The 14,478-nt window shown below is 63.8% G+C and carries 11 protein-coding genes; 2 read left to right on the top strand and 9 right to left on the bottom strand.

Annotated features, from left to right (window positions below):
- The first annotated feature begins 143 nt into the window (after positions 1 to 143).
- On the top strand, positions 144 to 2,534 hold the full coding sequence (gene tex, locus CAL22_RS06885) for an RNA-binding transcriptional accessory protein Tex (RefSeq protein ID WP_094811685.1): 2,391 nt from the start codon (positions 144 to 146) through the stop codon (positions 2,532 to 2,534).
- 70 nt (positions 2,535 to 2,604) lie between these two features.
- Positions 2,605 to 3,968, top strand: a protein-coding gene (locus CAL22_RS06880) for an IS3 family transposase (protein WP_094811683.1) whose coding sequence is annotated in 2 segments (ribosomal slippage) — positions 2,605 to 3,079 and positions 3,079 to 3,968 — 1,365 coding nt in all. Because the reading frame shifts where the segments join, the coding sequence is not laid out codon by codon here.
- Positions 3,969 to 4,036: 68 nt separating this feature from the next.
- Here CAL22_RS06880 and CAL22_RS06875 read toward each other — a convergent pair.
- The 9 genes from CAL22_RS06875 to lpdA all read right to left on the bottom strand — a co-directional run bounded on the left by CAL22_RS06875 (position 4,037) and on the right by lpdA (position 14,471).
- The gene (locus CAL22_RS06875; RefSeq protein WP_094811681.1) at positions 4,037 to 5,359 is read right to left on the bottom strand and encodes a tryptophan--tRNA ligase; all 1,323 of its coding nucleotides are present in this window, start codon (positions 5,357 to 5,359) and stop codon (positions 4,037 to 4,039) included.
- A 42-nt stretch (positions 5,360 to 5,401) separates the two neighbouring features.
- The gene (locus CAL22_RS06870; RefSeq protein ID WP_094811679.1) at positions 5,402 to 5,740 is read right to left on the bottom strand and encodes a DUF3325 domain-containing protein; all 339 of its coding nucleotides are present in this window, start codon (positions 5,738 to 5,740) and stop codon (positions 5,402 to 5,404) included.
- Complete coding sequence (locus CAL22_RS06865) at positions 5,737 to 7,350, bottom strand: PepSY-associated TM helix domain-containing protein (protein ID WP_094811677.1); 1,614 nt, start codon at positions 7,348 to 7,350, stop codon at positions 5,737 to 5,739. Before CAL22_RS06865 ends, CAL22_RS06870 begins: the two co-directional genes overlap by 4 nt.
- Positions 7,347 to 7,643 carry a DUF3649 domain-containing protein gene (locus tag CAL22_RS21205; protein WP_208621912.1) on the bottom strand — a complete coding sequence of 99 codons (297 nt, stop codon included), beginning with the start codon at positions 7,641 to 7,643 and terminating at the stop codon, positions 7,347 to 7,349. The genes CAL22_RS06865 and CAL22_RS21205 overlap by 4 nt, the downstream gene beginning before the upstream one ends.
- Before the next feature lie 111 nt (positions 7,644 to 7,754).
- Positions 7,755 to 10,214, bottom strand: coding sequence for a TonB-dependent siderophore receptor (locus CAL22_RS06855; RefSeq protein ID WP_094811675.1), 2,460 nt, complete (start codon positions 10,212 to 10,214; stop codon positions 7,755 to 7,757).
- 93 nt (positions 10,215 to 10,307) lie between these two features.
- Positions 10,308 to 11,222, bottom strand: a complete 915-nt coding sequence (locus CAL22_RS06850) for a DUF4880 domain-containing protein (RefSeq protein WP_094811673.1) — start codon at positions 11,220 to 11,222, stop codon at positions 10,308 to 10,310.
- Positions 11,215 to 11,736 (bottom strand): sigma-70 family RNA polymerase sigma factor, encoded by a 522-nt coding sequence (locus CAL22_RS06845; RefSeq protein ID WP_094811671.1) that lies wholly within the window; start codon positions 11,734 to 11,736, stop codon positions 11,215 to 11,217. Before CAL22_RS06845 ends, CAL22_RS06850 begins: the two co-directional genes overlap by 8 nt.
- A 138-nt stretch (positions 11,737 to 11,874) precedes the next feature.
- A complete protein-coding gene (zapE, locus tag CAL22_RS06840; protein WP_094811669.1) occupies positions 11,875 to 12,966 on the bottom strand; it encodes a cell division protein ZapE in 1,092 nt (363 codons plus the stop codon).
- Between the two features lie 77 nt (positions 12,967 to 13,043).
- A complete protein-coding gene (lpdA, locus tag CAL22_RS06835) occupies positions 13,044 to 14,471 on the bottom strand; it encodes a dihydrolipoyl dehydrogenase (RefSeq protein WP_094811667.1) in 1,428 nt (475 codons plus the stop codon).
- Positions 14,472 to 14,478 lie beyond the last annotated feature (7 nt).

The following is a 14,478-nucleotide window of genomic DNA, read 5'->3' as shown; positions in this document are numbered from 1 at the left end:
GGATGCCATATTAACGCGCCGGGTGGCCCCCGTCCCCGGACGGACGTGAACCGCATTGCGCCATTGGCCCGGCTTGGCCCCGATGGCTTGTGGCACAATCCGGCCCTTGCATCCCCCTCTTTTTCCCTTGTCGACGTATCGAGATGTCTGAAACTTCCGCCCTCACGAACGCCGCGCCGGGCGTCGATCACGCCCGGATCATCGAGCAAATCGCCACCGAATTGACGGTGCGCGCAAGCCAGGTGGCCGCGGCCGTGGATCTGCTGGACGACGGCGCCACCGTGCCCTTCATCGCGCGCTACCGCAAGGAGGCCACGGGTGGCCTGGATGATGGTGCGCTGCGTACGCTTGAAGTCCGCCTGTCCTATCTGCGCGAGCTCGAAGAGCGCCGCCTGACCATCCTGGACTCCATCCAGCAGCAAGGTAAGCTGACCCCGGAACTGCAACAGGAAATCTCCACCGCGGATACCAAACAGCGCCTGGAAGATCTGTACGCGCCCTACAAGCCCAAACGCCGCACGCGCGCCCAGATCGCCCGCGAAGCCGGCCTGGAGCCCCTGGCCGATGCCATCCTGGCCGACGCGGCCTGCGATCCGGCGGCGCTGGCCGCGCAGTATCTCAATCCCGAAGCCAGCATCAACGATGCCAAGGCCGCGCTCGATGGCGCACGCGACATTCTGGCCGAGCGCTTTGCCGAGAACGCCGATCTGCTGGCCAATATGCGCGAGCACATCTGGTCCACCGGTTTGCTCTACTCCAAGATGGTCGAGGGCAAAGAGGCCGAAGGCGCCAATTTCCGCGACTGGTTCGATTTCAACGAAGCGCTGCGCACCCTGCCCTCGCACCGTGTGCTGGCCCTCATGCGCGGACGCCAGCAAGGCGTGCTCGAACTGCGCGTGGGCCTGCAGGAAGACCTCGAAGCCCAGACGCCCCATCCGTGCGTGGCGCGCATCGCGGGCTTTCTCAAGCTGGGCAACGACCTCTTCGCACTTGACGCCAGCCCGCGCGCGCGCTGGCTCGGCGAGGTATGCCGCTGGACCTGGCGCGTCAAACTGCTCACCGCATTCGAGACCGAGTTTTTCGGCCGCCTGCGCGAACAGGCCGAAGCCGAAGCCATCCGCGTCTTTGCGGCCAACCTCAAGGACTTGCTGCTGGCCGCGCCGGCGGGTCCCAAGACGGTTCTGGGGCTGGACCCCGGCATCCGCACGGGCTGCAAGATCGCGGTCATCGACCGCACGGGCAAGGTCGTCGACACCGCCACGGTCTATCCCTTCGAGCCGCGCATGGATCGCAAGGGCACGATCCACACACTGGCAGCGCTGTGCGCCAAACACAAGGTGGAGCTCATTGCCATCGGCAACGGCACTGCCTCGCGGGAGAGCGAAAAACTCGTGGGTGACATGATGAGCCAGTTCTCCGAACTGTCGCTCACCCGCGTCGTGGTCTCGGAGGCCGGCGCCTCGGTGTACTCCGCCTCGGAAGTAGCCGCGCTCGAATTCCCCGACCTGGACGTTACGCTGCGTGGCGCGGTGTCCATTGCCCGCCGCCTGCAGGATCCCCTGGCCGAGCTGGTCAAGATCGATCCCAAGGCCATCGGCGTGGGCCAGTACCAGCATGACGTCAACCAGCGCGAGCTGGCGCGCTCGCTGGACGCGGTGGTTGAAGACTGCGTCAACGCCGTGGGCGTGGACGTCAATACCGCCTCGGCCGCGCTGCTGGCCCGCGTCTCGGGCCTGAACAACTCGCTGGCCAAGAACATCGTCAGCTGGCGCGATGAAAATGGCGCCTTCCCGACCCGCGACATGCTGCGCAAGGTGCCGCGCTTCGGCGACAAGGCGTTTGAACAGGCCGCGGGCTTTTTGCGCATTCCCGACGGCGACAATCCGCTGGATGCCTCGGCGGTTCACCCCGAAGCCTATCCCGTGGTCGAACGCATCGTGGCGCGCATCAAGGCCGACGTGCGCCAGATCATCGGCCAGCGCGAGGCCCTCAAGGGCGTGTCGCCCGCCGACTTCACCGACGAGCGCTTCGGGCTGCCCACGGTACGCGACATTTTCTCCGAGCTGGAAAAGCCCGGCCGCGATCCGCGCCCCGAGTTCAAGACCGCGCAATTCAAGGAAGGGGTGGAAACCCTCAACGACCTGCACCCGGGCATGACGCTCGAAGGCGTAGTCACCAACGTGGCCAACTTCGGGGCCTTCGTGGACATCGGTGTGCACCAGGACGGCTTGGTGCATATCTCCGCACTGGCCGAAAAGTTCGTCAAGGATCCGCGCGACGTAGTGCGCGTGGGGCAGACCGTAACCGTCAAGGTGCTGGAAGTCGACGTCCAGCGCAAGCGGGTGGCCTTGACCATGCGGCTGAACGACGCGGCAGAACCGCGTCGCGCGGCCGCGCCGCGTCCTGAACGCAGCAGCGCCGGCGGCCAGGGCCAGCGTGGCGGCGCCCAGCGGCGCAACGATGGCGGCGGGCAGCGTGGCGCGCCGCCCTCCAATAGCGCCATGGCTGACGCCTTCGCCAAGCTCAAGCGCTAGCCCAAAAAAACCGCCCTTCGTGAACTGACCCCTGAAAGTTGGATGAAGTCCAACCTTCGGGGGTTTTTGCATGGCGAAGTACGACGAGCGTTTCAAGCTCAAGATAGTTAGGGAGTATCTGTCGGGTTCGGACGGAACCAAGAGGGTCACAGCCCGGCATGGTCTTAGTCAGGGACTAGTACGGCATTGGGTAGACAGCTATCGGGCGCACGGCGCATCAGGGCTGCGTCGCAAAGGTGCGAGCTATGACGCGGAGTACAAGCTGATGGTGCTCCGGCGGATGAGGCGTGAGTGCTGGTCGCAGGCGCAGACGGCAGCAGCGTTCGACATTCGCTGTGCGGCGCACATTGGCAAGTGGGCACGCCAGTATGATGCAGGCGGTATCGACGCACTTCGGCCCCGTCGCAGAGGACGCCCCAAGACCATGAACGCCAAGCCGCCCAAGCCTCAAACGCCCGTCGCCGAGCTCGACGACAAGCAGATTATTGCTCGGCAGAACCAGGAGTTGATTGAGCTGCGCGCCGAGGTCGCGTACTTAAAAAAACTCGATGCCTTGATCCAGGAAAAGCGCGCGGCTGCGCGGAAAAAGCGCAAGCCGTGACTGGATTGAGGCAGCAACACCCGCTGGCGGTCTTGCTCAAGGCTGCAGGCTTGGCACGCAGCACGTATTACTACCAAGTGAAGGTGGCGCAGGCCACCGACAAGCATGCTGAGCTGCGCGACAAGATCGGTGAGGTCTACGCAAGCCACAAGGGCCGCTACGGCTACCGGCGCATCACGGCCACGCTGCGCCAGGCTGGTCAGTGGGTAAACCACAAGACCGTACAAAAGCTGATGCAAGCGCTGGGGCTGAAGTCTTTGGTTCGCCCCAAGAAATATCGTTCGTACCGGGGCGAGGTGGGGCGCGTGGCGTCGAATCTGCTGGCACGTCAGTTCAAGGCCGACCGGCCCAACCAGAAGTGGGTGACGGATGTGACCGAGTTCAATGTACAGGGGCGGAAGCTCTATCTGTCGCCGGTGATGGACTTGTACAACGGCGAGATCGTGGCCTACGAGACCAGCACGCGCCCGTTGTTCGGATTGGTGCACAACATGCTCAAGAAGGCATGGCGCCGCTTGGCGCCGGGGGACACCCCCCTGTTGCACTCGGACCAAGGCTGGCAGTACCAGCAGCCCAGCTACCAGCATCTGCTGGCCGACAAAGGCGTAGTGCAAAGTATGTCGCGCAAGGGCAACTGCCTGGACAATGCGGCCATGGAGAGCTGGTTCGCCACGCTCAAGACCGAGTGCTTCTACATGAACCGCTACAACAGCATCGAACAGCTACAGAAGGCCATCGGCCAGTTCATCCACTACTACAACCACCAGCGCATCCGGCTCAAACTGAAAGGCCTGAGCCCGGTGCAATACCGAACTCAGGCCTTGGCCGCCTAGCGTTCTAAACTGTCCAACTTCCGGGGGTCAGTTCACTTCGAGGCGGTTTTTTTTGAGACCGGCGCGGCTTACTCTTGCCGCAGGCTCTCGAGCGCCTGCCGGATCCTGCCCGCTTCGCTCACGCCACGGGCCACGACCGCCCCTTGCAGGATCACGTGTACCTGGCCGTCCTGCTCACGCAGCTCGACGTCTTCGTCCTGCAAGCGCCGCATCAATTGCCCCGCATCCTTGGGATTGGCATGGCTTTCCGACAGCAGCAGCTCCTGCCCATCGGCAGCCAGCAAGCGGAAGCGGAAGCTGCCATCCTCATCGCGAAAGCTCACAAAACGCGCGGCCTTGGCTGCGGCTTTCTTGCCGCCTGCCTTGGCCCCCGCGGATGCCGCGCCCAGGGTGCGCAAACCGACGGCATCACGCACACGCTCCATCAGCGGGCTGGCCAGCTTGCGGGCCTTGCTCGCCCCTGCCTGCAGGATGTCCTCGATGCGGCCGGGGTTGGCCATCAGCTCGTTGTATGTCTCGCGCATGGGAGCGATGTCGCGCTCGAGACGATCGCCCAGCGCCTGCTTGGCGTCGCCCCAGCCCATGCCAGATTCCAGGTCGCGGCGAAAGGCCGCCACCTCATCCGGCTGAGCGAAAGCGCGATACAGCGTGAACAGATGCGAGGCATCGGCATCCTTGGGCTGCCCCGGCTGCAGCGAATCGGTCACGATGCGTGAGATCGCGCCACGCAAGGCCTTGGCGCCGCCCTCGAACAAGGGGATGGTGTTGTTGTAGCTCTTGGACATCTTGCGGCCATCCAGGCCGGGCAAGGTGGCCACGTCTTCCTCGATCTGCACCTCGGGCAACACGAAGAAATCGCCCTGGTACAAATGGTTGAAACGCTGGGCGATGTCGCGTGCCATCTCCAGATGCTGCACTTGATCGCGCCCGACCGGCACTTTATGGGCATTGAACAGCAGGATGTCCGCCGCCATGAGCACAGGGTAGGAAAACAAACCCATGGTCACGCCATCGTCGGGGTCCACGCCCTTGGCCTCGTTCTGATCCACGGAGGCTTTGTAGGCGTGCGCGCGGTTCATCAGGCCCTTGGCCGTCACGCAGGTCAGAAACCAGCAAAGCTCGGTCGTCTCCGGAATATCGGATTGCCGATAGAAGGTCACGCGCTGCGGATCCAGACCGGCGGCCAGCCAGGTGGCGGCGATCTCCAGGCGCGAGCGCGCGACCCGGGCAGGATCGTCGCACTTGATCAGCGCGTGATAGTCGGCCAGAAAGAAAAAAGCGTCCACGCCCGGCTGTTCGCTGGCGCGCACCGCGGGGCGGATGGCGCCAGCATAATTGCCCAGATGGGGAGTGCCGGTAGTGGTGATACCCGTAAGAACACGAATGGTCATGACACGAAGCGGTAAGCGGCCAGAGACGGACAAGCGCTCAGTTTACCGTGCCAGCCCTGCCAGCGCGGTAAACACCGGCGCGACCGCCAGACACGCCGCGCCTGCCCCCCAGGCGAGGCGGGGACGATAGGTCATGATCCAGATCAGCACCAGGCCTGACAGCGACAACATGCCGATCCAGAGCACACTGCCATAAGACCAGCCATGCAGCCGGGCGCAAAGCAGCAGCGATACCGCCAGCGCCAGTGTGCCGCCCAGACGCAGGCTGCGGCGCAGCCCGACCGACAGCGGGCGGTCGAAGACATCCTCGAAATGTCTATCCATGGCCATGGATAGCGCGGTAAAGCCCGCATAAGCCAGGCAAAAAGCGTCGGCGTTCATCCCCGGCCCTCCAGCGCATTTTTTTCCACGGCGACGCGTTGCTTGCGCGGCGCCACCGCCTTCTTGCGCGCGCAGCGGCGCGCGATCCAGCCCAGCAACAGCGCTGCCGCCAGGCAGGTGAGGTCGAACCCCGCCATGACCCAATCGCCATCGCGCAACGACACGCCGAGATGGCGCGTGGTGGTCAGTGCATTGACCACCGGAACCAGCAGGAAAGCCAAGGCAGCCAGCGTCATGAGATCGCGCCACTTGGTGCGATAGCGCATGAAGGCATAGATCAGGCTTGCTCCCCAGGCAATGAAGAAGCAGCGCCCTTCCCAAGCCTCGTGCTGCGGCAAGTCGACCGGCAGCAGGCGATTGGCCAGGAAAAATGCCGCCACGCCGAGGAACACGCCCGCCACCGTACCGGCGTTAAGCGCATCGACCACCCGCAGCGAGAACGTGTCGCCCTTGCCGGCGGGCAGCTTCTGGCGCCGCTTGGCCACCCACAGCACCAGGCCGGTGCCCACCATGGCCGTGCCGGCCAGGCTCACGAGAAAGTAAAACCAGCGCAACAGCGGCTGGGCAAACAGGCCCAGGTGCAGCCCGACGATGGTGCCCGCCGTGGTCGCCACGGCGCTCTCGGCGTCGTTGTGCTTGATGATCTGACCGGTGACGCCGTCAAAGGTGACCGACGGCGCGAGACGGCCATAGGACACGCGATCGGAGGTCGCACGCGTGACGGTCACGGTGGCCCCGGCGTCGCCCGGATGATTGACCACCAGTCGGCCGGCATGCCCCCCCTCCCAGAGCGACTCGGCCTGCTGCACCAGCGGTGCCAGCGGCGTGAGCGGCGCGGCGGCGTTCTTGGCCGGCGTTTGAGCGAAGGCCGGAAACAGCTCGTCGAAATAGGCGCGTTCATTGTCATACGCCGCCACGATGCCCGCGGGCATGAGCATGGCCATGAATAGCACCAGGCCGCTGAAAGTGATCATCAGGTGAAACGGCAAACCCAGCACCGACAGCGCGTTGTGCCCGTCCATCCAGGCGCGCTGCCCGCCCTTGCGCGGCCGGAAGGTAAAGAAATCCGCGAAGATTTTCTTGTGCGTGATCACTCCGCTGATGATGGCCACCAGCATGAACATGCCGGCGATGCTCGCCAGCCAGCGCCCCCACGGGAAACCCATCTCAAGCTCGAAATGGAAGCGATAGAAGAAGTCTCCCCCTCGCGTCGCCCGCCCGGTGATCTCCTGCCCGCTGGCCGGATCGATCTGCACGCGCTTGAAGCCGCGTTCGCCAGGAGGCGGCTTGGGACGCAGATACGTCGCGGAGATATAGGGTTCGCGCTCACTCGGGATGCTGATGAACCAGCGTGAGGCATTGCCCGCGTGTTCGCTCAGATAACGCTCGGCCGTCTCCACGGAGGTGAGCGCCGGCGCCATCTGCGTGGTGATCTCGGGCTGCATCCAGCGGGTGATCTCGGGCCGGAAGAACGCCAGCGTTCCCGTCAGGAACATGGCAAACAGGACCCAACCGAAAATCAAGCCCGACCAGGTATGCAGCCAGGACATGGCCTGACGCAGGCCCTCGGCCTGCGGATGCCGCTTAGCGGCGGATTTCGCAGCACTCATCGCGCGCCCATCCAGTACAGCCCGCCCAGCACGAGGGTCGGGATGAGGATGCCACCCCAGGCACGCCAGGCGTTATAGGTGGCAAACACCCAGATGACCGCGCAGGCATACACCACAAAAGACAGCATCTGCGCCGTGACCACGGCATCGACGCGCGACAAGGGCAGCCAGACAGCAAGACAGGCCGCGGCGGCCGACGCCAGCAAATAGCCGCCACCGATGGCGGCGACGGCACGCGAGGCGACGGCAAAACGATAGCGCAGCAGACCCGCGCCGGTATTGGGAGCTTTCACTTTGATGCCAAAGAAAAGGGCCGTGAGGAAATCACGGCTAGCAAGATCTGCAAATTATAATCATTCCTAATTGAATGATGCGGCGGGGGCGGAACGCCCCCGCCATCCGGCCTACCAGCGGTAACGCAGGCTGGCCTTGATCGTGCGCTGATACCCGAACCAGCACCAGGCGTCGCCGCTGCACGTGGCGATGTATTCCTTGTTGAACAGATTGCTCACGTTCAGCGCCACCTGCATGCCCTTGAGCGTAGCGGTCATCCGGCCCAGGTCATAGTCCAGCATCAGATCGACCAGCGTGGTCGAAGGCACTTTGTAGGTATTGTTGTCATTACCCCAGGAGCTGCCCAGATAACGGACACCAGCGCCCATGCCCAGACCGGCCAGCGCGCCCTCCTGCAACTGATACCGTGTCCACAATGAGGCCTGATGCGCCGGCACGCCGGCCGGACGGTGGCCCTTGAGGTTCAGGCCTGCGGTGTCGGCATTGGCTTTCTCGTACTTGTTGTCCAGATAGGTGTAGGCCGCCGTCACCGATAGACCGCGCAGCACCTCGGCCTTGCCTTCGAGTTCAAAGCCCTTGGTGCGCACCTGGCCCGCCTGGATCTGGCAACGCCCGCTGCCGCACATATGCGTGGGATCCGGGTCGGTCGTCAACATATTGTCGCGCCGGATATCGAAGGCGGCCAGGGTGATCAGGGTATTGGCGCCCTCCGGCTGATACTTCAGGCCGATTTCATACTGCTTGCCCTCGATCGGCTTGAAGGCCTGGTTGTTCCAGCCCGTTCCCGATTGCGGCTCGAAGGACTCGCTGTAGCTGGCATAGGGTGCCAGGCCATTGTCGAAGTTGTAAATCAGGCCCGCGCGCCCCGTGAAGGCCTCCGCGGCCAGCGAGGAGCTGGAGTGGCGGTTGGTGGCGAGGTTGTCGGTGCCCGTGTGCGTGCGCGCCCAGTCGTAGCGCCCGCCCAGCAGCAGGGACAGTCGATCCCACTTGATCTGATCCTGGGCATACAGGCCGGTCTGCAGCTGACGCTGAGTCTGATCCGAAGAAAACGCCGGCACGGCGATATTCATGTGGTAATCCGGATTGAAGACATTCAGCGCGGGCGCAGTCCCGTAGCCGGCCAGCGTATCGGTGTGGATGTGCTGATAATCGAAACCGAGCAGGACGGTGTGGCTGAGCGGCCCGGTGCGCAAATTGGCCTGCAGATTGTTGTCGATCGTGAACGCATCGACATCGACATCGGTGGCGATCGACGAGCGCTGTTGATAGAGATAATCCGGCCCGGTGTATCCGAAATAGCGCGAACTCGCGCCGTAAACACTGCGATACACCCCTTCCGAATGCTGAAAGCGCAGGCTCTGGCTCGCCTTGAAAATGTCATTGAAACGATGCTCGAAAACATAGCCGAGCGAGTAGCTCTTACGGTCGCTCTTTTCGAAATCCGCATCGCCATCGTAGTAATGGGCAGGCAGCTTGCGTCCATCCGGCGCCGACATGACCGTGCGCATGGGCGGTGCCGCGCCATAAGAGCCCATGTCCGGATCGTGCTGGAACTGGGTCAGGACGGTCAGGCTGGTATCCGCGCTGGGCCGCCAGGTAAAGGCCGGTGCGATGAAGTAACGCTGCTCCTTCGTGTGCGCAATCTGGCCGTTGGCGTCATAGGCCGAACCGGTCAGTCGATACAGCAGCGTGGCGTCCTCATCGATGGGGCCGCTGAAATCCATGTTCAAGCGGCGCAAATGGTAATTGCCCGCCTGGACCTCGACCTCGTTGTAACGCTCGTCCAGCGGACGCTTGCTGACCTGGTTGACCACGCCGCCCGGGCCGCCCTGGCCGTACATGACCGAAGACGGGCCTTTCAAGACATCGACCCGCTCCAGACGATAGGCGTCCACCTGCGGCAAGGCGTCGCGACCGCCAAAGACCCGCATGCCATCCAGATAGGTCGAAGCCGAAAAGCCGCGCACGGTGAACTGATCCAGCCGCGTGGCGGTCGCGCCGCGTGTCTCGGTGGCCACACCCGCCGTATAGCGCAACACTTGATTGAGCGACTGGGCGCCCTGCTCGGTCATCTGGTCGCGTGTGATGACGGAGATCGATTGCGGTGTCTCGATCAGCGGCGTGTCGGTCTTGGTGGCGCTCTGGCTGGCTTTGGCCACATAGCCGAACACCGGCGCCGAGGCGCCATCCAGCCCCGTCACCGCGATGGGTGCCAGCGTCTGCGCCCCCGCGGCAGGCTGAATGCTCCACACGCCGTCGCTGCCCTGATGGGCCTGCAGGCCGCTGCCGGCCAGCAGCCGGGCGAACCCCTCCGCGATGCCATACTCGCCCTTGAGGCCGGCCGTCGACAAACCGCGCAAACGTGCCGGATCAAACGAAAGGACAGCGCCCGCGGCGCGGGCATAGCGAGTCAGGGCGTCGGCCAGAGGACCGGCGGGCACGTCATAGCTGGCGGCTGCGGCCTGAGCCCACACCGACGAGGCGCTCAGGCCTGCTGAGAATGCCAGGCTGGCGGCCAGGATATGCCGGGCCAGGCGCTGGCCGCGGAAGGATGATGAGAGGCGGGACAAGGAACACTCCTGTAGCAAAATCAATCTGTCACAGGGCATTCCGTACGAGACGGCCAAACCTGCAGCCGCCGGGCAAAAAAAGATGTAACTGAATCAAGCCTGGCCGACGCTCAGCCAGAACGGCCCACGCCGCTGCACGGCGATGGGCAGGCTGTGCCCGACCGCCCGCAAAGCCAGTTCGGCATCGAAGAGCGGAAACACACCAGAGACGCGGCGCTCGGCCAGCTCCGGATCGAGATGTATGACGCCGTGGCGGTGATGCGCCAGACGCGCGACCAGCACCCGCAAGGGCCAGTCATGCGCCACGACCAGCCCGTCGACCCAGGCCGCCGCGTCGGGATCGGGCGAATGGCGGCGCACCGCGCCGTGACCCGGCAGCCACAGCCCTTGCGGGCCGTGTATCCGCATGCGGTCCGTATCGCGCTCCAGCAGCAGATCGCCCTCGAGCAGTTGCAGCTCGCAACCGCGCTGACCACGACGCGCGCACAGGCGGGCGTGGTCAGCGCGCGCCAGCCCATAGCCCGTGTCCAATTGCATACTCGCGGCCTTGGCCTGCACCAGCAACTCACCCCGCAACAAACGCAGCTGATGCTGGCCGCCATGGCGGGAGATCTGCACCGCGGTGTCGCTGGAAAGTGTGATGTCCAGCCCGGGGGCGAGCGCGACCTTGCGCACTTCGCCCAAGCCCGTGCTGCGGTCGGCGACCAGCCGTTGCCAGGGCGTATGACGGTATACGCCCCACCCGGTGGCGCCCGCCACGGCCGCTGCGGCGATGCCGCGCAATGCCGTGCGCCGCGCCGGGGAAGCGGGCTGAAATGCCGCCCGAGCCAGAGAGGCAGGCACCCGGCGCACGCCCTGCTGCACTTCGCAGACGCGTGCCCAGGCCTCGCGATGGCCGGCATCGGCATGCAACCAGGCCTGCAGGCCAGCGCGGTCGTGCGCGCTGGCCGCCCCCGATTGCAACAACACCCACCATGTGATGGCCTGGCGCGCTGTCGCTTCAAGCATGAAACACCTCGTAGCAGGCACTCATGGCCTTGACCATGTACTGCTGCACCGAACTCACGGAAACGCCCAGGCGCGCGGCAATCTCGGCATAACTCAGGCCATCGAGCTGCGACAACAGAAAAGCCTGTCGCGCGCGCGCCGGCAATCCATCCAGCATGCGATCCAGCGCGCTGAGCGCCTGCATGATTTCCAGGCGCTCCTGGGCGCTGGGCGCATGGGCCTGCGGCAAACCTGCCAGATACTCGAGGTAAGCGCTCTCCAGCGCACGGTGACGCCAGTGGTCCACCACCATGCCGCGCGCGACCGTGACCAGAAATGCCCGAGCCTGACCGGCATGAATCTGTTTGCTGCCTTGGAGAATCCGCGTGAACACATCCTGCGTCATGTCTTCGGCATGATGCGCGCAGCCCAGCTTGCGCCGCAGCCACCCCATCAACCAGGGGCGATGCTCACGGTACAGGTGCTCGACGGTCGGGCCGGCCAGCGGGTTGGCATCATTCGAAGTGAAAGACACGATGCTTGAAAGTGAAAAGCAAACCCAGCATGGTATTGATAATAACTTTCATTATCAACTTTTGTTGGGCACCAGACTGTGGTCTCTGCCCAAAAAACAACACCCCGCTCAAAGGCGGGGTGGACGGGGTGACCGGGCTCAGAGCGTGCCGATCTGGCGCCGCTCCGACTCGATATACTCGCGCGACTGCATCTCCAGAATCCGCGACACCGTGCGGTGGAACTCGTTTGCCAGTGCGCCCTCGGTATACAGCTCTTCGGGCGGGCAATCGGCCGACATGATGAGCTTGACCTTGTGGTCATAGAACACATCGATCAGCCAAGTGAAGCGGCGAGCCTCCGAAGCCTGGCGCGGCCCCATGCGCGGCACATCCGACAAAATGACCGCATGAAAACGGTTGGCCAGTTCCAGGTAGTCATTCTGCGAACGCGGCCCGCCGCACAGCGTGGCGAAATCAAACCACACCACCGAACCGGCCAGCGCCTTGGCACGGATCTCGCGGTGCTCGATGTGCAGCAACGGATCCTGCGGCGCGGTATCGGCCAGCTTGGTGAAGGCCTCCTGCAGCGCCTGCCGCGCGGCCTCGTCCAGCGGATAATGGTAAGACTGCACCTGCTCGAGCGAACGGCGCCGATAGTCGATCCCGGAATCGACGTTCAGAATATCCATGCGGCTCTCGATCAACTCGATGGCCGGCAGGATGCGGTCGCGATGCAGGCCCTCGGGATAAAGCGTCGACGGTTCGTAATTCGAGGTCATGACGAACGACGTGCCGTACTCGAACAACTTGAGTAACAGGCGGTACAGAATCATCGCGTCGGCGACGTCGGAGACGTGAAACTCATCAAAACAGATGAGGCGGTAACGCTTGGCTACGCGCCGGGCGACTTCGTCCAAGGGGTCCTGCATACCCTTGACGTTTTCCAGCTCGCGATGAACACCACGCATGAACTCATGGAAATGCAGCCGCGTTTTGCGCACCACCGGCACGGTGGCGTAAAACGCGTCCATCAGAAAGCTCTTGCCCCGCCCCACCCCGCCCCACAGATACACGCCACGCGGCACTTCGGGACGGCTCAGGAGTTTTTTCAAGGCGTTGGAGCGCATCGCCTTGAAGCGCACCCAATCATCGTAGTACTGCTGCAAGCGCTCGACCGCGCGCAACTGCGCCGCATCGGGCTTGTAACCCCGTTCAGACAGGGCATTTTCGTAGTATTCGCGAGCGTTCATGGCGGAATTCTAATAGCGCAAACGCCGCCAATCCTTACGGATTGACGGCGTCGCGAAGGGTCAGGACGCGGACGTGATCAGAAATTCAGCGTACGCTTGTCCACCGCCAGGGCGGCTTCCTTGACGGCTTCGGACAAGGTCGGATGCGCATGGCAGATGCGCGCGATGTCTTCGGCGGCGCCGCGGAATTCCATGATGGTCACGGCTTCAGCGATCAGTTCAGAGGCCATGGGGCCGATGATGTGCACACCCAGCACCTCGTCGGTCTTGGCATCGGCGATGACCTTGGCAAAACCCGTGGTGTCGCCCATGGCGCGCGCACGGCCATTGGCCATGAAGGGGAAAGAGCCGGCTTTGTACTCGCGGCCTTCGGCCTTGAGTTGTTGCTCGGTCTTGCCCACCCAGGCGATTTCCGGCGAGGTGTAGATGACCCAGGGCACGGTGGCGAAATTGACGTGACCATGCTGGCCGGCGATACGCTCGGCCACGGCAACGCCCTCTTCTTCCGCCTTGTGCGCCAGCATCGGCCCGCGCACCACGTCACCCACGGCCCAGACGTTGGGCAGGTTGGTCTTGCAATCGCCGTCAACCGCGATGAAGCCGCGCTCGTCGAGCTTCAGGCCCACCGTGTCGGCGTTCAAGCCGCCGGTGTAGGGCACACGGCCGATCGAAACGATGAGCTTGTCGACCACCAGCTTCTGCTCGCCGCCCTTGGCGTCGGTATAAGGAATGGTGATGGACTTGGCGGTCGCCTTGATTTCACCGATCTTCACGCCGGTCTGGATGTCCAGACCCTGCTTGGCGAAAGCCTTGAGGGCTTCCTTGGCCACTTGCTGGTCGGCGGCAGCCAGAAACTCCGGCATGGCTTCCAGCACGGTGACTTCGGCACCCAGACGACGCCAGACGCTGCCCATTTCCAGGCCGATGACGCCCGCGCCGATCACGCCCAGTTTCTTGGGCACGGCCGACAGATTCAGCGCGCCGTCGTTGGACAGCACGTTCTTTTCGTCAAACGGCAGGCCCGGCAATTCACGTGCCGACGAACCCGTCGCCACGACGACATGCTTGGCAACCAGATCTTCTTCGGTGGTGCCGCTGACCTTGATGGCCCAGCCGCCTTCGACCTGGCCGGCAAACGCGCCCTTGCCATGGAAGAAGGTGACCTTGTTCTTCTTGAAGAGGAACAGGATGCCGTCGTTGTTCTGCTTGACGACCTTGTTCTTGCGGCCGATCAGCGTCTCGAGGTTGAGCTTGACATCCTTGACCTCGATGCCGTGCTCGGCGAAGTGGTGGTTGACCTCTTCGTAGTTTTCCGAGGATTGCAGCAGCGCCTTGGACGGGATGCAGCCGACGTTGGTGCAGGTACCGCCGGGAGCGGCACCGCCGTCGCCATTTTGCCAGGCGTCGATGCAAGCGACCGACATGCCGAGTTGGGCGGCGCGGATGGCGGCGATGTAGCCGCCAGGGCCGGCGCCGATGACGACGACGTCGAATTGTTTGGACATAGTGTTC

The organism is Bordetella genomosp. 12 (assembly GCF_002261355.1).
Taxonomy (GTDB): domain Bacteria; phylum Pseudomonadota; class Gammaproteobacteria; order Burkholderiales; family Burkholderiaceae_B; genus Bordetella.
This window is presented reverse-complemented; position numbering and strand designations above follow the sequence as displayed.